This is a genomic window from Rhodovulum imhoffii (assembly GCF_003046545.1).
Taxonomy (GTDB): domain Bacteria; phylum Pseudomonadota; class Alphaproteobacteria; order Rhodobacterales; family Rhodobacteraceae; genus Rhodovulum; species Rhodovulum imhoffii.
Genome location: NZ_QAAA01000007.1, coordinates 18,948 through 37,573 on the forward strand (window position 1 = coordinate 18,948; position 18,626 = coordinate 37,573).

Annotated in this window: 18 protein-coding genes; 16 read left to right on the forward strand and 2 right to left on the reverse strand. The window is 63.5% G+C overall.

Annotated features, from left to right (window positions below; translation table 11 throughout):
* Window positions 1-31 precede the first annotated feature (31 nt).
* The 15 genes from C8N32_RS07190 to C8N32_RS07260 all read left to right on the forward strand — a co-directional run bounded on the left by C8N32_RS07190 (window position 32) and on the right by C8N32_RS07260 (window position 13,505).
* Window positions 32-1,348 (forward strand): ABC transporter substrate-binding protein, encoded by a 1,317-nt coding sequence (locus tag C8N32_RS07190; protein ID WP_107891914.1) that lies wholly within the window; start codon window positions 32-34, stop codon window positions 1,346-1,348.
* Window positions 1,349-1,444: 96 nt separating this feature from the next.
* Window positions 1,445-2,353: a carbohydrate ABC transporter permease gene (locus tag C8N32_RS07195; protein WP_242509497.1), complete on the forward strand. Its 909-nt coding sequence runs from the start codon at window positions 1,445-1,447 to the stop codon at window positions 2,351-2,353.
* Window positions 2,353-3,198 carry a carbohydrate ABC transporter permease gene (locus tag C8N32_RS07200; RefSeq protein WP_107891916.1) on the forward strand — a complete coding sequence of 282 codons (846 nt, stop codon included), beginning with the start codon at window positions 2,353-2,355 and terminating at the stop codon, window positions 3,196-3,198. Before C8N32_RS07195 ends, C8N32_RS07200 begins: the two co-directional genes overlap by 1 nt.
* Before the next feature lie 3 nt (window positions 3,199-3,201).
* The gene (locus C8N32_RS07205) at window positions 3,202-4,311 is read left to right on the forward strand and encodes an ABC transporter ATP-binding protein (RefSeq protein WP_107891918.1); all 1,110 of its coding nucleotides are present in this window, start codon (window positions 3,202-3,204) and stop codon (window positions 4,309-4,311) included.
* Entirely contained in the window at window positions 4,298-5,410 is a 1,113-nt protein-coding gene (locus tag C8N32_RS07210) for a mandelate racemase/muconate lactonizing enzyme family protein (protein WP_107891919.1), read from the forward strand. Before C8N32_RS07205 ends, C8N32_RS07210 begins: the two co-directional genes overlap by 14 nt.
* A gap of 3 nt (window positions 5,411-5,413) precedes the next feature.
* Window positions 5,414-5,743, forward strand: coding sequence for an L-rhamnose mutarotase (locus C8N32_RS07215; RefSeq protein ID WP_107891920.1), 330 nt, complete (start codon window positions 5,414-5,416; stop codon window positions 5,741-5,743).
* Window positions 5,736-6,389 (forward strand): RraA family protein, encoded by a 654-nt coding sequence (locus C8N32_RS07220; protein WP_107891921.1) that lies wholly within the window; start codon window positions 5,736-5,738, stop codon window positions 6,387-6,389. Before C8N32_RS07215 ends, C8N32_RS07220 begins: the two co-directional genes overlap by 8 nt.
* Complete coding sequence (locus C8N32_RS07225) at window positions 6,389-7,504, forward strand: enolase C-terminal domain-like protein (protein ID WP_107891922.1); 1,116 nt, start codon at window positions 6,389-6,391, stop codon at window positions 7,502-7,504. Before C8N32_RS07220 ends, C8N32_RS07225 begins: the two co-directional genes overlap by 1 nt.
* Window positions 7,501-7,833 (forward strand): UxaA family hydrolase, encoded by a 333-nt coding sequence (locus C8N32_RS07230; RefSeq protein WP_107891924.1) that lies wholly within the window; start codon window positions 7,501-7,503, stop codon window positions 7,831-7,833. The genes C8N32_RS07225 and C8N32_RS07230 overlap by 4 nt, the downstream gene beginning before the upstream one ends.
* On the forward strand, window positions 7,826-9,013 hold the full coding sequence (locus C8N32_RS07235) for a UxaA family hydrolase (RefSeq protein ID WP_107891926.1): 1,188 nt from the start codon (window positions 7,826-7,828) through the stop codon (window positions 9,011-9,013). Before C8N32_RS07230 ends, C8N32_RS07235 begins: the two co-directional genes overlap by 8 nt.
* Before the next feature lie 11 nt (window positions 9,014-9,024).
* Entirely contained in the window at window positions 9,025-9,753 is a 729-nt protein-coding gene (locus C8N32_RS07240; RefSeq protein WP_107891928.1) for an SDR family oxidoreductase, read from the forward strand.
* 15 nt (window positions 9,754-9,768) lie between these two features.
* Entirely contained in the window at window positions 9,769-10,605 is an 837-nt protein-coding gene (locus C8N32_RS07245; RefSeq protein WP_107891930.1) for a fumarylacetoacetate hydrolase family protein, read from the forward strand.
* Window positions 10,606-10,678: 73 nt separating this feature from the next.
* Complete coding sequence (locus C8N32_RS07250) at window positions 10,679-11,656, forward strand: sialic acid TRAP transporter substrate-binding protein SiaP (protein WP_107891932.1); 978 nt, start codon at window positions 10,679-10,681, stop codon at window positions 11,654-11,656.
* Between the two features lie 73 nt (window positions 11,657-11,729).
* Window positions 11,730-12,212 (forward strand): TRAP transporter small permease, encoded by a 483-nt coding sequence (locus C8N32_RS07255; RefSeq protein ID WP_107891934.1) that lies wholly within the window; start codon window positions 11,730-11,732, stop codon window positions 12,210-12,212.
* Window positions 12,213-12,233: 21 nt separating this feature from the next.
* Window positions 12,234-13,505, forward strand: coding sequence for a TRAP transporter large permease (locus C8N32_RS07260; protein WP_242509496.1), 1,272 nt, complete (start codon window positions 12,234-12,236; stop codon window positions 13,503-13,505).
* Window positions 13,506-13,746: 241 nt separating this feature from the next.
* Here the strand turns inward: C8N32_RS07260 and C8N32_RS07265 are convergent, their stop codons facing one another.
* Complete coding sequence (locus C8N32_RS07265) at window positions 13,747-15,303, reverse strand: acyl CoA:acetate/3-ketoacid CoA transferase (protein ID WP_107891939.1); 1,557 nt, start codon at window positions 15,301-15,303, stop codon at window positions 13,747-13,749.
* 105 nt (window positions 15,304-15,408) lie between these two features.
* Window positions 15,409-16,293, reverse strand: coding sequence for a hydrogen peroxide-inducible genes activator (locus C8N32_RS07270; protein WP_107891941.1), 885 nt, complete (start codon window positions 16,291-16,293; stop codon window positions 15,409-15,411).
* A gap of 109 nt (window positions 16,294-16,402) precedes the next feature.
* On the opposite strand from C8N32_RS07270, the gene katG reads away from it, so the two are divergent.
* Window positions 16,403-18,559: a catalase/peroxidase HPI gene (gene katG, locus C8N32_RS07275; protein ID WP_107891943.1), complete on the forward strand. Its 2,157-nt coding sequence runs from the start codon at window positions 16,403-16,405 to the stop codon at window positions 18,557-18,559.
* Window positions 18,560-18,626 lie beyond the last annotated feature (67 nt).

An 18,626-nucleotide genomic window follows, 5' to 3' on the forward strand; every position in this document is an offset into this window, starting at 1 on the left:
TGTACTCATATAAAAATGAAGGGGAGGCGCAATGAAACTGTTTGAACAATCCTTCACGGCAACGGTCGCGATACTGACGCTTGTGACGCCGCTTCATGCCCAGGATTATGGAAACTTCGAAAACTACACCCTGCGCGTGAAGCTGATTGGCGGCGCCCAGTATGAGCCGCTCTACACGCTGATCCCAGAGTGGGAGGCCGCGACGGGCGCCCGGGTCGACATTCTCTCGCGCAAAAGCCATTTCGAGCTTGACCGCGAAATGAAGCAGGACATCGCCGCCGGCGGTGTCGAATACTGCGTATTTTCCAGCCACACCAACTTTGCCCCGCAATATGCGGCAATGAACCAGCCGCTTGACGGCCTGGTCGGCCAGGATGTGATCGCGGCATTCTCGCCGCTGGTCATCGACCACGCGACGGTTGACGGAAAGCTTGTATCGCTGCCGCGCCATTCCGATGTCTCGAACCTGTTCTACGTCAGATCGCTCTATGAAGACGCGGACAACAAGGCCAGATTCAAGGCGCAATACGGTTACGACCTGATGCCGCCTGAAACCTGGAACCAGGCCAGCGACCAGGCGATATTCTTCGCCGATCCGCCCAACCGCTATGGCACCCACTTCGCCGGCAAGGACGAGGCGATCACCGGGCGCTTCTATGAGATGCTCGTCGCGAATGGCGGCAAGCTCTTCAACGACGACTGGACGGCGGCCTTCAACGGGCCGGAGGGCCAGGAGGCGCTGAACTGGTTCACCGGACTTTACCAGGAAAAGGCGGTTCCGGCGGGAACGCCGAACTATGTCTGGGACGATCTCGGCCTCGGCTTCGCGGCCGGAAATGTGGCCTTCGACCTCGACTGGGCCGGCTGGGCGGGGTTCTTCAACAGCAAGGATTCCAACATCCGGAACGACATCGGGGTGGTTCTCGCACCGAAAGGATCGGGCGGAAAGCGCACGGGCTGGTCCGGCTCGCACAGCTTCTCGATAACGCAGAACTGCGAAAACAAGGAGGCCGCGGCAAGCTTCATCACCTTCCTGACCAGCCATGAGGCGCAGATGATCGAGGCACGCACGGGCCTGCTGCCCACGCGCACACAGGTGTGGGACGACATCATCGCCGAGTTCAAGGACCAGGACAACGACTTCATGGTCGAGGTTTTCGAGGTCTGGGGTGAGTCCATGCGCGATCATGCCTTCACGCCCCCGCTGATCGCGGAATGGGGTGAGGTGTCGAATGCCCTCTGGCCCCAGCTCCAGGCGGCGATCGTCGGCGACAAATCGGTCGAGGACGCGCTGAACGACGCGGCAAAGGAGGTGAACGAAATCATGGAAGATGCCGGGTACAACTGACCCTGCCTGCCGCCGGGCGCTTTGCCCTTCGGGGCGGGTGCGCCCCAAATCCGGATGAAGGGCTGCGCCTTCGGGCGTGCAAAGGAAAGCGACTGCATGAAACGGATGCGCCGATATGTCAGGAACAATGCCGTGCCCCTGGCGCTTTTGGCCCCGGCCGTGATGATCATACTGGTCGTGGTTTTACTGCCCCTGATCTTCTCCTTCTATACCGGCTTCACAAACTATCGGCTGATCCGGCCGGAGTCCCTGTGGGATTTCATCGGACTGCGCAACTATGCGCGGGTCCTGACCGACGCCGATTTCTGGGCCGCGCTGTGGCGAACGGTGCTGTTCCTGACCGTCGCGCTGAACCTTGAGATGCTGTTGGGCCTGTGCCTTGCGCTGATGGTCAACCGCATCACCTGGGGCCAGCGCACCATGCGGACGATCATGATGTTTCCGATGATGTTCTCACCGATCCTGGTCGGCTTCCAGTTCAAGTACATGTTCAACGACACGATCGGCGTGGTGAACAACGCCCTGCAATCTCTGGGCCTGAGCCAGAAGGCGATTCCCTTCCTGGTGGATCGCTGGCTTGCCTTCGGATCGATTGCCTTTGCCGAAATATGGATGTCGACCTCGATCTTCGCGATCCTGATCCTGGCCGGGCTTTTCGCCATGCCCCGCGACCCGATCGAGGCGGCGCGCGTGGATGGATGCACCTCCTGGCAGGTCTTCCGGCATATCACCCTACCGTTCCTGATGCCCTTCATCTATATCGCGATGACTATCCGCTCACTCGATGTCGCGCGGGCCTACGACATCGTCGATGTGATGACAGGCGGCGGCCCCGCCGGGCGGACGGAACTGCTTTGGACGCTGATCGCCCGCACCGCCTATGACGACGCGCGGATGGGGCGGGCCAATGCAATGGCCTATGTCTCCATCCTGCTGTCGATCTTCTTCACCTGGTTTTTCTTCCGCAAGCTCATGGCGGCGCGGCAACACCTGGGAGCCTTCTGATGAGCCGCGGGCAAAGGGACTTTCTGATCTGGGTCGCCACCTTCCTGGTGATGCTGGCGATCTGCATTCCCGGCCTTTGGGTGGTGCTTTCCGCTTTCCGCCCGAACGGGGAAATCCTAACCAAACCTGCCGTATGGATTCCGCGCGACCTGTCGTTCGACAATTTCCGGGCGATCTTCGGCCTGGGGGACAATGTCGTGGGGATTCCGGTCGGCTCCTACTTCTGGAACTCCGCGGTGATCTCGGTCACATCCACGGTGGTTGCGGTGACAATCGGCATGTCGGGCGGCTACGCCTTCGCACGCTATCGGTTTCCCGGCAAATCCTCGGCGTTCCTGTGGCTGATGCTGTCGCGCACCGTGCCGGGAATCGCGCTTTCGTTGCCGCTGTTCATCCTGTGGAGCTGGACCGGGCTGATCGACACCAAGCTGGGGGTCATAATCGTCTACACTGCGATCAACGTACCCTTTACTATCTGGCTGACCGAGGGCTTCTTCCGGCAGGTGCCGCGCGATCTTTCCGAGGCGGCACAGATCGATGGCTGCACACCCTGGCAAGCCTTCTGGAAGGTGGAGTTCCCCCTGGCAAAGTCCGGCATCGCCAGCGCCGCGATCTTCGCCTTCCTGACCTCCTGGAACGAATACGCGCTGGCCAGCCAGCTTACGCGGTCCACCGACAGCAAGACGTTGCCGGTAGGGCTGATGGATTTCACCGCCCAGTTCACCATCGACTGGGCCGGGATGAGCGCAATGGCGGTCATCATCATCATACCGGCTCTGATCCTGACATTCCTGGTGCAAAAGCATCTGATCGCGGGTCTGACGTTCGGCGGAGTCAAGGGATAGGGCATGGCAGAAGTTTCCCTGCGCAAAGTCATCAAGCGATACGGACAGATGGAGGTCGTGCATGGCATCGACCTGGAGATCGCTCATAACGAGTTCGTTGTGCTGGTCGGTCCCTCGGGGTGCGGGAAATCCACCACCCTGCGGATGATTGCCGGGCTGGAGGAGATCTCGGACGGCGAAATCGCGATCGGGGGCAAGGTGGTCAACCGGCTGCCGCCACGCCAGCGCAACATCTCCATGGTTTTCCAGAACTACGCGCTCTACCCGCACATGACGGTGCGCGAAAACCTGGGATTCAGCCTTAAGATCGCCGGAAAGGCGCGCGAAGAGATCGACCGCGCAGCGGACGAGGCGGCGCAGATCCTCGGGCTGACGCCATATATGGACCGCACGCCCGGAGAACTCTCGGGCGGGCAGCGGCAACGGGTCGCCATGGGGCGCGCGATCGTGAGACACCCGGATGTCTTCCTTTTCGACGAACCGCTCTCGAACCTCGACGCGAAGCTGCGCAGCCAGATGCGGATCGAGATCAAGAAGCTGCACCAAACGGTGGCGACCACGGTGGTCTACGTGACCCACGACCAGGTGGAGGCGATGACGCTCGCGGACCGGATCGTGATCATGCGCGACGGGCATATCGTCCAGACCGGCACACCCCTGGACGTGTTCGAACGCCCGGTGAATACCTTCGTCGCCACCTTTATCGGATCTCCGGCAATGAACCTTGTGGATGGCATGGCAGAGGGCGGCGCGATCAGGCTTTCTGACAACGTCAGGGTCCCGCTGCCGCACGGCTTCGCTGCTCTGGCCGAAGGGCAAAGGGTGACCTTCGGCTTCCGGGCCGACAACCTGATGCCCCTGGGGCACGGGCTTGCGGAAACCGGGGAGGTCGCGACGCTTGAACTGCCGGTTTCCCTCGCCGAGCCGCTCGGCGCGGAAACGCTGCTTTTGGCGGAAATCGCCGGGAAGGAAGTGCAGGCGAAGATGATGCACCCGCGCCCGGTATCGCCGGGCGAAGTGCTGAAATTCCAGCTGGCCCTCGACTATTGCCACCTTTTCGACGCCGAAAGCGGCGTCCGCCTCGAACGGAAGCGGGACCATGGCACAGATTGAACATATCGAAATCCGAATGGTGGACCTCAAGCCAAAAGTGCGACGGACGGATGCGATACAGAGCTTCGAATCCCAGGAAACGCCGATCGTCCGGATTGTGGATACCGATGGCGCCGTCGGAACAGGGTATTCCTACACGATCGGCACCGGCGGGCCTTCGATCGTCGCCCTGCTGGAAAAAACGCTGGCGCCGCGCCTGATCGGGCGCGATGCCGAAGAGATCGAGGCGATCTGGAACAGCCTGCTGATGGCGACCCATTCGACGGCGGTCGGGGCGATCACCTCTCTGGCATTGGCCGCCATCGACACGGCGCTGTGGGACTTGCGCTGCCGGCGGGCCGGCCTGCCGCTCTGGCGGCTCGCGGGGGGCTCCAAAAGATCGGTCCCGCTTTACACCACCGAAGGCGGCTGGCTGCATATCGAGACGCAGGCGCTTGTCGAGGAGGCGCTGGAGGCACGGGAAAAGGGATTTTCCGGATCGAAGATCAAGATCGGCCGGCCCCACCTGTCCGAGGACCGGGCGCGGCTTCGGGCCGTGCGCAACGCCGTGGGCGAAGCCTATGAGATCATGACCGACGCCAACCAGTCTTTCTCCCTTCCCGAGGCGATCCGGCGGGCGCAGATTCTGGAGGAGGCGGGAATCGCCTGGTTCGAGGAACCGATGCCCGCCGACGATATCGGCGCGCATGCACGCCTCAGCCGTGCCACACCGGTTCCCGTGGCCGTCGGCGAGAGCATGTATTCTCTGTCGCAGTTCAAGGAGTATCTGCAACAGGGCGCCTGCGCCATCTTGCAGGCCGACGCCGCCCGCATCGGCGGGATCACACCATGGCTCAAGGCGGCGCACATGGCAGAAGCCTTCAACGTGCCGATCTGCCCGCACTTCCTGATGGAGCTGCACGTGAGCCTTGTCTGCGCAGTGCCAAACGCGCCCTGGCTTGAATACATTCCCCAACTCGATCTGATTGCGCCCGAAAGCCTGCGGATCGAGAACGGGCACGCCTGTCCGTCAGACGCGCCCGGGCTGGGCATCGAATGGGACTGGGACGCCATTACCGCGCATGGCGCGATGGCTCCGGTAACCTTGGGGAGGAAATGAGCGATGCAACGCATGGGCATGGCAACACGTCTGAAACCGGAGAAGAAGGCGGAGTATCTGCGCCTGCATGCGGCGGTCTGGCCCGGCATTCTGGCCATGATCCGCGCGTGCAACATTCGCAACTACTCCATTTTCCTCAAGGAGCCCGAGAACATCCTGTTCGGCTACTGGGAATATCACGGCACCGATTTCGAGGCCGATACCGCCCGAATGGCAGCCGATCCGCACACGCAGGAATGGTGGGCCCTGACGAACCCCTGCCAGGCTGCCTTTGAAACGACCCCGGCGGGCCAGCCGTGGTCAATGCTGACAGAGGTGTTTCACCATGACTGACGTACAGATCACCGAAAGGCTTGGACAATGCTACACGGGTGTCGTTCATGACATCCTGCGCGGCATGGGGGTGCGGAATTTCACCCTGCCGCACGAAATCACGCCGCTGATACCGCAGACACCGCTTTGCGGGCCGGCCTTCACCATCGAAGGCCATCCGGACGACACCGCCGATCCGCATGAGACGTTGCTGGCCTGGACCGGGCTTTTATCGACGGCGCCCGCGGGCCATGTCTGGGTCTGCCAGCCGCATACCCATGACATCGCCCAGATGGGCGAACTCTCGGCGGAAACCCTGAAAAACAAGGGCGTTCGGGGATGCGTTCTGGACGGGTTGGCGCGGGATACGCATTTCCTGATCGACATCGGGTTCCAATGCTGGCGGCGCGGTCATACGCCCCGCGATATCGTCGGGCGCTGGCTGCCCGTCGCCACGGGCCACATGATTCACATCGGGGACGTGGCAATCGCGAACGGAGATTTCCTGCTCGGCGACAGGGACGGGATGGTGCGCGTTCCCCGCGCCGTCGTGGCGGAAGTGACCGAAAAGGCGACCGAGGCGATGCAGACCGAAAGCAAGGTGCGCAAGGCAATCCTTGGCGGGACCGATCCGCAGAAGGCGTATCTGAAATACGGAAAGTTCTGATGAAGATCACCGGGCTCGATATACGGGCATGTGCGCTCCGGCGCGACGCCACGGGCCGCGAAACCGCTCTCAGGGGGCAGGCCGGGGGCCAGCGGCACGATTTTCTCGTCTACACCTTGCGTACCGAATGCGGGCGCAGCGCCTCGATGTTCGGATTCGCCGGGGCAAGCGCCATCGGTTCGGCGCATCTGGCCAAGACGCTGGAGCCATTCCTCATGGGGCGCAACGTTCATGACCGCGAGGGGCTCTGGCACGATTTCCGGTTGCGCAACCGGATGTGGGGGCATTTTCCGATCTATATCTGGGGTCCGTTGGATTGCTGCCTGTGGCTGCTGGCGGCGGAGGTGGCGGAGGTGCCGCTTTACCGCTATATCGGCGCGGCGCGGGAAGAAGTACCAGTCTATGCCAGCTCCATGTTCCTGAACGAACAGGAAGATTACGTGACCGAGGCGCTGAGCGTCAGAGCCGCGGGGTTTGCCGGCTACAAGCTGCACCCGCCGGGGCATTCGGTCGATGCGGACCTGGAAATTCACGCAGCGGTGCGCGCGGCAGTGGGCACGGATTACACCCTGATGAGCGACCCCGTGGCCATGCTGACCCTTCCGGACGCGCTGCGCTACGGGCGCGGGCTGGAGCAGCTCGGCTTCGCGTGGTTCGAGGAACCGATGGCAGACGAGTCGCTTCCGGCCCTGCGCGAACTCACCCGGCAACTCGACATTCCCGTTGTCGGCACGGAAACCCTGGCCGGGCACCCTTACAGCCTCGCCGACATCGTGGCGCGCCAGGTGGTGGATGCGATCCGCGCGGACGTAAGCTGGACCGGCGGCGTGACCGGCGTGCTGAAATCGGCCCATCTGGCGGACGCCTTCAACATGAATTGCGAAATCCATACAGCCATCTTCCACCCGCTGGAAATGGTGAACCTGCACCTGTGCGCCGCCCTGCGCAACTGTACCTACCTGGAGTTGCTCACCCCGGTTTCCGATTTCTCCTTCGGCCTGGTCGGGGGGCTGCCGATCAAGGACGGCATTGCGCGCCTGCCCGAAACGCCGGGACTGGGCGTGCCGCTCGACTGGGACCTGATCGAGGATTCCACGCTGGAGGTGATGACATGACCGCAACGAAACGCCCCGCCGGGAACGGGAGGCTGCTGCGCCTGTCGGAGGCGGACAACGTTCTGGTGGCCACGGCACCCCTCGCCGCTGGCCGGGCGGCCATCAACGGCGGCGGCGAGATCGACGTGCTGGCCCCGGTAACGCTGGGCCACAAGATCGCTTCCCGCCCTATCGAGAAAGGCGAGAAAATTCTCAAATACGGGGTTCCGATCGGATCGGCCACCGAGAACATCGCGCCCGGTGCCCATGTCCACGTCCACAATTTGCAAAGCGATTACACCCCGACATATGCGCTCGGGGAAACCGCGTGGGGGGACAAGGATGCTTGAGGGATTTCCACGCAACGATGGGCGCAAGGGGATACGGAACCACCTCGTCGTGGCCTATCTGGTCGAATGCGCGCACCATGTCGCTCGGGAAATCGTGCACCCCTACCGCGATGACGGGGCACAGGTGATCGGGTTTCCCGGATGCTTCCCGAACGACTATGCGCAAAAGATGATGGAGCGGCTTTGTACCCACCCCAATGTCGGGGCGGTGCTGCTGGTCTCGCTTGGCTGCGAAAGCTTCAACCGCTTTGCGCTGGAGCAGACGATCGAGGCCTCCGGTCGGCCGGTGAAGACGGTGGTGATCCAGCACAGCGGGGGAACGCGTGCCGCGATCGCAACGGGCCGGGAATGGGTCTGCGGACAGCTGCGCGACATGGCCGGTGCCAAGAAGGTGCCGATGGATGTCAGCGAACTGGTTGTCGGCACAGTCTGCGGCGGATCGGACGGAACCAGCGGCCTGACCGGAAACCCCGCGGTCGGGCTGGCCTTCGACCGGCTGGTGGACGCCGGCGCGGCCTGCATCTTCGAGGAGACGGGCGAGCTGATCGGCTGTGAAGGCATCATGTCGGCCCGCGCCAGAACACCGGAGCTTGCCGCCGCGCTCACGGCTGCGGTCGAAAAGGCCGCCACCTATTACGCAACGCTCGGATTTGGAAGCTTTGCCGCCGGAAACGCGGAAGGCGGGCTGTCAAGCATCGAGGAAAAATCCATGGGCGCCTACGCCAAATCCGGCAGTTCCGTCATCAGCGGGCTGATCAAGCCGGGCGACATCCCCCCCCGCGGCGGGCTTTACCTGATGGATGTGGTGCCCGACGGGGACGTACGCTTTGGCTTTCCAAATATCACGGACAATGCGGAAATCGTGGAGATGGTGGCTTCGGGCGCACATCTGACGCTGTTTGTCACGGCGCGCGGCTCGGTGGTCGGCTCGGCCATCGCTCCCGTGATCAAGGTATGCGCCAATCCGCAGACCTATGCCAACATGTCCGAGGACATGGACGTGAACGCCGGACGGATCCTGAGCGGCACGCCTCTGGCCGAAGTCGGCCAGGAGATCTTCGACCTGACGCTGGAGGTCGCCGGGGGCTGCCCGACCGTCTCCGAAACGCTCGGGCACACGGAATTCATTCTCACCTACAAGAGCTTCGAGCCCATCGGGCCCGCCTGCCTCCCCGCATAAGGAATTGAAACATGGGACGTCTGAACGGAAAAACCTGCCTGATAACGGCTGCGGGCCAGGGGATCGGCCGCGCAACGGCGGAGGCCTTCCTGAAAGAGGGGGCAACGGTCTGGGCCACGGATATCAACCCGACCAGCCTTGCCCGAATCGAAGGGGCTGTCGCCCGCAGGCTGGATGTGACGGACAGCGCGGCAATAGATGCGCTGCGCGACGAGATCAACGGTATCGACGTGCTTTTCAACTGCGCGGGCCATGTCCATAGCGGCACGATCCTCGAGTGCAGCGAACGCGACTGGGATTTTGCCTTCGACCTCAACGCCAAGGGCCAGTACCGCATGATCCGCGCCTTCCTGCCCGGCATGCTGGCGCGTGGCGGCGGCGCGATCGTGAACATGTCGTCCGTCGCCTCCAGCGTGAAGGGCGTGGTAAACCGTTTTGCCTATTGCGCCTCGAAGGCGTCGGTAATCGGCCTGACAAAATCCGTCGCCGCCGATTTCATCACCAGCGGCATCCGCTGCAATGCGATCTGCCCGGGCACGGTCGACAGCCCTTCGCTGCACGAGCGTCTGCGGGCGACAGGCGATTACGACAAGGCGATGGCGGATTTCATCGCCCGCCAGCCCATGGGCCGCATCGCAACCGCCGAAGAAATCGCCGCGCTGGTCGTCTATCTTGCCAGCGACGAAGCGGCCTTTACGACCGGACAATGCCACATCATCGATGGTGGCTGGGCCAACTGAACGAGGAAAATCGAGATGAAATTTTTAAGATACGGCAAGGCCGGGGCGGAAAAACCCGGCGTCCTGGACGCACAGGGCGCGATCCGCGATCTTTCGGGGCTGGTGGGCGATCTCAAGGGCGATGTGCTGGCCAATCTCGGCGCTCTCAGAGGGATGGATGTGTCCGCGCTGCCTCTGGTGGAGGGCCCGCAGCGGCTCGGGCCGCCAGTGACCGGGACGGGCAAGTTCATCTGCATCGGGCTCAACTATGCCGATCACGCCGCCGAAAGCGGTATGGACGTGCCGCCCGAACCGGTGATCTTCATGAAGGCGACCAGTGCAATCTGCGGCCCGAACGATCCGATCGTGATCCCACGCGGCTCCGTGAAAACCGATTGGGAGGTCGAACTGGCCGTCGTGATCGGCAAGACGGCAAAATACGTTTCCGAGGCCGACGCGATGGATCATGTGGCCGGATACACGCTCACCAACGATGTTTCGGAGCGCGGCTTTCAACTCGATCGCCAAGGCCAATGGACCAAGGGCAAGAGCGCCGACAATTTCGGCCAGATCGGCCCCTGGCTGGTCACACCGGAGGAGGTTCCCGATCCTCAGGCCCTGAAGATGTGGCTGCGGGTGAACGGTGCAACCAAGCAGGACGGGTCGACTGCGACCATGGTCTACGGGGTGCGCTTTCTCATCCACTATCTCAGCCAGTTCATGTCGCTTCATCCCGGAGACGTGATCTCGACAGGGACACCGCCGGGGGTCGGCATGGGACAGAAACCGCCGCGTTATCTGAAGGCGGGAGACGTGGTCGAGCTTGGCATCGAAGGCCTCGGCGAGCAACGCCAGGACGTGATCGCCGGTTAGGCCGTGATGGCCGCCCGGACGGGCGGCAGGGAGGAACTCCCTCACGGTGAGGGATGTGGAAGGGAGAAAAACGATGCGCTTCACGACAATGCTCAAAGCCACCGCGGGGGCGGTGGTGCTTGGCGCCGCGGGGATCGCGGCCCAGGCCGAAGAGTGGCGACTGGGCCACATTCTGCCGCCTGACCATCCCGGCAACCGTGCGCTGGAAGCGGCGGCGGCGGAAATTTCCGAAAAAACCGGCGGACGTGTGGACATCAAGGTCTTTCCGGCCGGCCAGTTGGGCGGGGCCAAGGAAACCCTGACCGGCATGACCATCGGCACGCATCAGATGGCCTTTGACGGCGCGGGCATTCTCAGCCAGTGGACGAAAGAGATCGGTGTGTTCGAAGCCCCCTTCCTTGCCAGAGACTTCGCCCATCTCGAACGGCTTGTTGCCTCCGAGAAGGGTCAGGAACTGGTCACGAAACTGCGCGAGGATCACGGGCTGCGCCTTCTCGACATCTGGTATTACGGCACGCGGCACATGACCAACAATGTGCGCCCGATCAGGACACCGGCGGATGTGGAGGGCCTTAAGCTTCGCGTGCCCGAAGTCGCGCTCAGCCTTGCGTTCGTCAAGGCGCTCGGCGGCCGCCCGACGCCGATGGCCTTCCCGGAACTGTATCTCGGCCTGCAAACCGGGGTTGTCGACGGGCAGGAAAACCCGTTGGCGACGATCAATGCCGCGAAATTCTACGAGGTGCAGGAACACCTCGCGCTCACCGGGCACCTGGTCCAGTTCGTGGCCCCGATCGTGTCCGAGGCCACCTGGAACGCCACATCCGAGGCAGACCGGGCCATCGTGATGGACGTTCTTCAGACCCATGGAGACGCCTATAATGCAACGGTCGAGACGGCGGAGGCCAGCCTGGTGGCCCAGCTCGAGGATAAAGGCATGGCTGTCACCCAGCCGGACCGGCCGGCCTTCTCGGCCGCAATTCAGACCATCTTCGCGGAGTTCGAGGAGGCCTGGGGGCCAGGCACCTACGCAACGCTCTCCGCTGTCGAATAGGGGCGGCTGAAACCGCTTCGCCTGGGTCCCGCGCCACGCCGGCCCGGGCGGGCAATCGGAAGGGAGGACGGGAATGCGGATTTTGCACAGACTGGAAGAAGGATTCCTCGTCGGGGTGTTCATGCTGGCCCTCGCCGCACTGACGGCACAACTGGGGAGCCGCTATTTTCTGGACGTCCAGTTTCCCTGGACCGAGGAACTGGCCCGCTTCGCCTTTACCTGGATCGTTTTTTTCGGCGCGGCCTATGCCATGCGCACCGGCGGACTGATTGCCGTGACCATTCTCGTCGATACCATGCCGGACCGCCCGCGCAGCGTGATCGCAATCCTGATGCATCTCCTGGGGGCCGTTTTTTTTGCCGCGGTGACCTGGGTCGGATTCTCGGTCGCGCTCAAAGTATCGGGGCTCCCCAGCATCGCCATGGGGATCTCCTCGACCTGGGAATATGCCGCCGTTCCCGCAGCCAGCGCGCTGATGTGCATCAGATCGCTGGCAATGGCCCTGAACGTCTGGCGCAACGGATTGCCGCGCCAGGGCCCCGAAACGCTGAGTTGAGAGGACCCCGAAATGATATTCATGCTGATCCTCTGGCTGGTTCTGCTTGCTCTGGGCATGGCCCTTGCCGTGACGCTCGGTTTTTCGTCCATGGTGCAGCTTTGGCTGGACGGAACACCGATGGCGGTCATGGCGCAGCGGATGACAAAATCGATCTCGGATTCCTTTCCGCTGCTTGCGGTGCCGTTCTTCATCTTCGCCGGAAACCTGATGAATACCGGCGGAATTACCGAACGGATCTTCAACTTCGCGCGGGTGCTGGTCGGCCACCTGCGCGGCGGGCTCGGCCATGTGAACGTGGTCGCCTCGGTCGTCTTTTCGGGGATGTCCGGATCGGCGCTGGCCGATGCCGGCGGCCTTGGCAACATGGAAATCAAGGCCATGCGCAATGCCGGCTATGAGGCCGGTTTCGCCGGGGCGGTCACTGTCGCTTCCTGCATAATCGGGCCGATGATCCCGCCCTCGATCCCGATGGTTCTATACGGTGTGCTCGCGGATGTTTCGATCGGGCGGCTGTTTCTGGGCGGCGTGGTCCCCGGCCTGCTGACCGCAGTCGCGCTGATGGCGCTGATCGCCTGGTTCGCCAAACGGCGGAACTATCCGCGCGACCCGGTGCCGTCCATGGGCGATATCGGCCAGGCCACGTTGCGCGCGCTGCTGCCGATGCTCACGCCGGCGATCATCATCGCGGGGATCGCCTTTGGCCTGTTCTCACCCACCGAGGCCGCCGTGGTGGCTTCTCTCTACGCGCTGCTGCTGTCTTTCGGCATCTACCGCGAAATGACCCTGAAGGATCTCGTCAAGGTCATACTCGACACGGTGCGGATGTCCGCCATGGTCTGCCTGATCGTGGCAACGGCAAGCGTTTTCGCCTGGATCCTGGCCGCCAACCAGGCTCCGATGCGGCTTGCGGCCTGGCTCCTGTCACTGACGGAAAACCCGCTGCTTCTGCTGATCGTGATCAATCTCGGCATTTTGGTGGCAGGGTTCTTCATCGAAGGGCTGGCGATCATGATCCTGATCGTGCCGGTCCTGGCCCCGACACTGATCTCGGCGGGGATAGATCCGGTGCATTTCGGCGTCGTCTTCATTTTCAACCTGATGATAGGCCTGATGACACCGCCGATGGGGGTCGGCCTGTTTGTCGTCTCGGGGGTTTCCGGCATCCGGCTGGAGACACTGATCCGCGAGACGATCCCGTTCCTGATTCCTTTGGCGGCGGTACTGCTGCTTCTGATTCTCGTGCCCGGTTTCGTCACCTGGCTGCCCAACCTGGTTCTGGGACCCGCGTGACCGGCGGCAAGGTCCTCTCGGGCCTCTTGCTCAGCCGGCCGGACCCCCCGGCGATACCGGGCGGGGACATCTGCCCGGTCCGCCCTCATATCCGGTATGTGAGACGCCCTGGCCACCGCGGTGCCCTGCGTCGCTGAAACGGGGCACGGGAGACACGGAGAAACACGGAGCCAAAGCCACTCCCCGGCAACCGGCGGGCAAAGGCACGCCGACGGGTCCGGATGACCGACCTGCACCCGCGTTACGCTGTGACGGCCACCTCCAGCCCCATCGGGCCCGGCAGGAAAAGGCGTGCATCCATCGTGGTCACATTGCCTGTGCCGGGGCGAAATCCCATCTGATCCAGAACGTCCCTTTCCAGATCCACACCGGGGGCGACCTCGGCCAGGTCCAGCCCCTCGGGCGTCAGGCGGAACACGGCCCGTTCGGTCACATAAAGGACCGGCTGGCCCAGCCGTGCGGCGCGCGGGCCGGAGAAGGTGATCTGCTCAACCGCTTCAAGGAACTTCCGTGTCCGTCCTTCCCGCAGGATCTTCAAACCACGATCGACCATCGTCTCCAGCCCGCCGGTCGTGAATGTTCCCGCGAATATCAGCGCGCGGGCATTCTGGCTGATGTTGATGAAGCCCCCCGCCCCCGCAAGCCGTGACCCAAAGCGCGAGACATTCACGTTCCCCACGCCATCCGCCTGCGCCAACCCCAGGCAGGCCACGTCCAGACCGCCCCCATCGTAGAAGTCGAACTGGTTGTTCTGGGGGATGACCGCGTCGGTATCCACCGCCGCGCCGAAATCCATCCCCGATGCCGGTTGTCCCCCTACCACGCCTGGCTCCGCCGTCATGGTCATGTGATCCAGGAGTCCTTCCTCGGCAGCGACCGAGGCCACCCCTTCAGGCATCCCGATCCCAAGATTGATAACCGCGCCCGGCGACAGTTCCATCGCCACGCGGCGGGCAATGACCTTGCGCGCATTCAGCGGCATCGGCGGGATGGCGTCCGCGGGCGGGCGCACGCGGTTGGTAAACGCGTGGGAAAAGACCGTCCCGTAGGTCTGCGGATGGTTCTCCGGCCGGGCCAGAACCACCGCATCCACAAGGATACCGGGGATCTGCACTTCACGCGGGGGCAGGCTGCGGGCGCGGGCCAGACGCTCCACCTGGACGATCACCACACCCCCCGCATTCCGAACCGCCATCGCCTGCGCGAGACTGTCCAGCACCAGAGCCTCGCGTTCCATTGTGATGTTGCCATGCTCGTCCGCCGTGCTGCCCCGCAACAGCGCGACGGTCAATTTATGCGCCCGGTAGAACAGGACCTCTTCGCCACCGATCTTCATCAGTTCGACCTGTGGTTCGGTGCTGATCGCATTGACCGCACCGCCCCCCAGGCGTGGATCGACAAAGGTTTCCAGCCCTACGCGCGACACCATCCCCGGCTTGCCCGCCGCGATGTCCCGGTAAAGCTGGCTGATGCATCCCTGCGGCAGATTCCAGCCCTCGATGCGGTTCCCGACCGCCAGTTGCGCAACCTTCGGGATCAGGCCCCAGTGGCCCCCGATGACGCGTCGCAACAGTCCCTCATGGCCCAGCCGGTTCAGCCCGCGCGCCTTGCCGTCGCCCTGCCCGGCGGCAAAAACCAGTGCCAGATCCCGCGGCGTGCCGGTGTCCGTGAACCGCCGCTCCAGCGCTGCCAGAAGTTCATCGGGTACGCCAATCCCGACAAACCCGGATGTGGTGAGAGTATCCCCGTCCTCGATCAGCGCAATGGCCTGTTCGACCGGCATGACCTTGCCTGCCATGTTCGTTCCTCCCCGTGCCAGCTTCGGCGCGGTGGCAGATCCGGTCAAGAGCCGCGGCACAAGGCCATGAAAAATGCAGCCCCGGCAGGCGCGCCCGGAGGTCGCCTATGGTCCCATGCCGCGAAAAACCTCCGCAAGAACGGTGAACTGCTCCGACAGGGGGTTGGTCTTACGCCAGACCATGCCGACGGTGCGGGACGGACGCGGAGCCGGCAGACGCACGACGGAAACCGGGGCGCAGCGCGTCTCCACCGTCACCGCGATCTGGGGGATCAGCGTCACCCCGAGGCCGGCACTGACCATCTGCACCAGCGTCCCAAGCGAACTGGCCTCCATCAGGTCGTGGGCCCGCGCGGGCGGCACGTTGCAAAACGACAGCGCCTGATCGCGAAAACAATGCCCCTCCTCCAGCAACAGCAGCCGCATCTTGCGCAGCGTCTCGGGGCGCGGAACGGGCTTGCCTTCATCCTGAGGCGGGCGGACAAGCATGAATTCCTCCCTGAACACCGGCAGTTCGAACAGCGCGGGTTCCGACACCGGCAGGGCCACGATCGCAACGTCCAGGCGCCCCCCGGCCAGATCCTCGATCAGCTTGCCGGTCACGGCCTCGCGCGGGCGCAGATCCAATCGCGGATAACGTCGCGCCAGTTCCGTCACGCAGGCGGGAAGAATATAGGGGGCAATCGTCGGTATCACGCCCAACCGCAACTGCCCGGCAAAAGGTACCTGGCTGCGGGCCAGATCCCCCAGGTCGTCGACAGCGCGCAGAATTTCGCGCGCGCGGGCGGCAAACCTCTCGCCCAGACCTGTCAGGCGGACCCGGCGGTGGCTCCGCTCCACCAGCGGTGCGCCCAGAATCTGCTCAAGTTCCTTGATCTGCACTGACAGCGCAGGCTGGGAAATGGCACAATCCTCGGCCGCACGGCCAAAATGTCCGTGGCGGGCCAGCGCCTCGAAGTAGCGAAGATGTTTCATCGTCAGTCCCATCATAAGACAGGGTTATCACAAAGATAGGAAAATCAAAATTTATTTAATGATTTTGCTTTGATACCCTCCTCCCGTAACCCGCGCCCCTCGGGGCCAATACAGGAGGTCTGTCATGGACGGAAACACGACCGGCAAATGCCCGGTGATGCACGGCGCGAACACCGCCGCCGGAACATCGAACATGGACTGGTGGCCGAACGCCCTGAACCTCGACATCCTGCACCAACAGGATTCCAAGACCAACCCGCTTGGCGCGGATTTCGACTACCGCACGGCGCTGGAGTCCCTGGATGTCGAGACGCTCAAGGCCGATCTGCGCGCGCTGATGACCGACAGCCAGGACTGGTGGCCCGCCGACTGGGGCCATTACGGCGGCCTGATGATCCGCATGGCATGGCATGCTGCGGGCTCCTACAGAATCGCCGACGGGCGCGGCGGCGGTGGCACCGGCAACCAGCGGTTCGCCCCGCTCAACTCCTGGCCGGACAATGCAAACCTCGACAAGGCCCGTCGCCTGCTGTGGCCGATCAAGAAGAAATACGGCAACAGCATCAGCTGGGCCGACCTGATCCTGCTGGCCGGCACCATGGCCTATGAATCCATGGGGCTGAAGCCCTTCGGCTTTGCCTTTGGGCGCGCGGATATCTGGCACCCGGAAAAGGATATTTACTGGGGCTCCGAGAAGGACTGGCTCGGGGCCGGCCGTTATGACGGCGACGACCGGGAAAGTCTCGCAAACCCGCTGGCCGCGGTACAGATGGGCCTGATCTACGTGAACCCCGAGGGCGTGAACGGCAAGCCCGACCCGCTGCGCACCGCGCAAGACGTGCGCGTGACCTTTGCCCGCATGGCAATGAACGACGAGGAAACCGTGGCTCTGACCGCCGGCGGCCACACGGTCGGCAAGTGTCACGGCAACGGGAACGCCACCGATCTGGGGCCCGATCCGGAAGCCGCCGGAACCGAGGACCAGGGCCTTGGCTGGATCAACAAGAAGGGCCGGGGGGTCGGCCGCGACACCGTGACCAGCGGCCTCGAAGGCGCGTGGACCACGCACCCCACCCGGTGGGACAATGGTTATTTCGACCTGCTGCTGGGCTATGAGTGGGAACTGAAGAAAAGCCCGGCCGGTGCCTGGCAATGGGAACCCGTCGACATCCGCGAGGAAGACAGGCCCGTCGATGTCGAAGATCCCTCGATCCGCCACAACCCGATCATGACCGACGCCGACATGGCCATGAAGATGGACCCGGTCTACCGCGAGATCTCGGAGCGGTTCCACAAGAACCCGGACCATTTCGCAGAGGTGTTCGCCCGGGCATGGTTCAAACTGACCCATCGCGACATGGGGCCCAAGACGCGCTATATCGGCCCGGACGTTCCGCAAGAGGACCTGATCTGGCAGGATCCGGTTCCGGCGGGCAACACCGGTTACGATGTGGATGCGGTGAAGGCACGGATCGCCGCCAGCGGCCTGTCGCTCAGCGACATGGTGACAACCGCGTGGGACAGCGCCCGGACCTTCCGCGGCTCCGACATGCGCGGCGGCGCCAACGGCGCACGCATCCGCCTTGCCCCCCAGAAAGACTGGGCCGGCAATGAGCCCGATCGTCTCACCCGCGTCCTGTCGGTTCTGGAACCCATCGCCGCCGAAACCGGTGCCAGCGTGGCCGACGTGATCGTCCTGGCGGGCAATCTCGGGATCGAGCAGGCGGCAAAGGCCGCCGGCATGGATATCTCCGTGCCTTTCGCGCCCGGCCGGGGCGACGCCACCGACGCCATGACCGACGCGGAATCCTTCGACGTTCTGGAACCGCTCCACGACGGGTACCGTAACTGGGTAAAAAAGGACTACGCCGTCACCCCCGAGGAGATGATGCTGGACCGCACCCAGCTGATGGGCCTGACCGCCCCGGAAATGACGGCGCTGGTTGGCGGGATGCGCGTGCTCGGCACCAATCATGGCGGCACGAAGCACGGTGTCCTTACCCACCGTGAGGGCGCGCTGACGCCGGACTTTTTCGTCAATCTGACGGACATGGCCAACAACTGGGTCCCGGCGGGCGATAACCTCTACGAGATCCGGGACCGCAAGACCGGCGCGGTAAAATGGACCGCCACGCGGGTGGACCTTGTCTTCGGGTCCAACTCCATCCTGCGGGCCTGTGCAGAGGTCTACGCCCAGGACGACAACAAGGAGAAATTCGTCCGTGACTTTGTCGCCGCCTGGACCAAGGTGATGAACGCCGACCGGTTCGATCTGGACTGACCGCGCTTGCCAAACGCCGGCAAGCCCCCTACCTGCGGAACGCCCTCCGGCATTCCGCAGCATCTTT

Bases quoted from the DNA above. Each gene is read 5' to 3' on its own strand.
- C8N32_RS07190 (WP_107891914.1), top strand. From the start codon at position 32: ATGAAACTGTTTGAACAATCCTTCACGGCAACGGTCGCGATACTGACG.
- C8N32_RS07195 (WP_242509497.1), top strand. From the start codon at position 1,445: ATGAAACGGATGCGCCGATATGTCAGGAACAATGCCGTGCCCCTGGCG.
- C8N32_RS07200 (WP_107891916.1), top strand. From the start codon at position 2,353: ATGAGCCGCGGGCAAAGGGACTTTCTGATCTGGGTCGCCACCTTCCTG.
- C8N32_RS07205 (WP_107891918.1), top strand. From the start codon at position 3,202: ATGGCAGAAGTTTCCCTGCGCAAAGTCATCAAGCGATACGGACAGATG.
- C8N32_RS07210 (WP_107891919.1), top strand. From the start codon at position 4,298: ATGGCACAGATTGAACATATCGAAATCCGAATGGTGGACCTCAAGCCA.
- C8N32_RS07215 (WP_107891920.1), top strand. From the start codon at position 5,414: ATGCAACGCATGGGCATGGCAACACGTCTGAAACCGGAGAAGAAGGCG.
- C8N32_RS07220 (WP_107891921.1), top strand. From the start codon at position 5,736: ATGACTGACGTACAGATCACCGAAAGGCTTGGACAATGCTACACGGGT.
- C8N32_RS07225 (WP_107891922.1), top strand. From the start codon at position 6,389: ATGAAGATCACCGGGCTCGATATACGGGCATGTGCGCTCCGGCGCGAC.
- C8N32_RS07230 (WP_107891924.1), top strand. From the start codon at position 7,501: ATGACCGCAACGAAACGCCCCGCCGGGAACGGGAGGCTGCTGCGCCTG.
- C8N32_RS07235 (WP_107891926.1), top strand. From the start codon at position 7,826: ATGCTTGAGGGATTTCCACGCAACGATGGGCGCAAGGGGATACGGAAC.
- C8N32_RS07240 (WP_107891928.1), top strand. From the start codon at position 9,025: ATGGGACGTCTGAACGGAAAAACCTGCCTGATAACGGCTGCGGGCCAG.
- C8N32_RS07245 (WP_107891930.1), top strand. From the start codon at position 9,769: ATGAAATTTTTAAGATACGGCAAGGCCGGGGCGGAAAAACCCGGCGTC.
- C8N32_RS07250 (WP_107891932.1), top strand. From the start codon at position 10,679: ATGCGCTTCACGACAATGCTCAAAGCCACCGCGGGGGCGGTGGTGCTT.
- C8N32_RS07255 (WP_107891934.1), top strand. From the start codon at position 11,730: ATGCGGATTTTGCACAGACTGGAAGAAGGATTCCTCGTCGGGGTGTTC.
- C8N32_RS07260 (WP_242509496.1), top strand. From the start codon at position 12,234: ATGCTGATCCTCTGGCTGGTTCTGCTTGCTCTGGGCATGGCCCTTGCC.
- C8N32_RS07265 (WP_107891939.1), bottom strand. From the start codon at position 15,303: ATGGCAGGCAAGGTCATGCCGGTCGAACAGGCCATTGCGCTGATCGAG.
- C8N32_RS07270 (WP_107891941.1), bottom strand. From the start codon at position 16,293: ATGATGGGACTGACGATGAAACATCTTCGCTACTTCGAGGCGCTGGCC.
- katG (WP_107891943.1), top strand. From the start codon at position 16,403: ATGGACGGAAACACGACCGGCAAATGCCCGGTGATGCACGGCGCGAAC.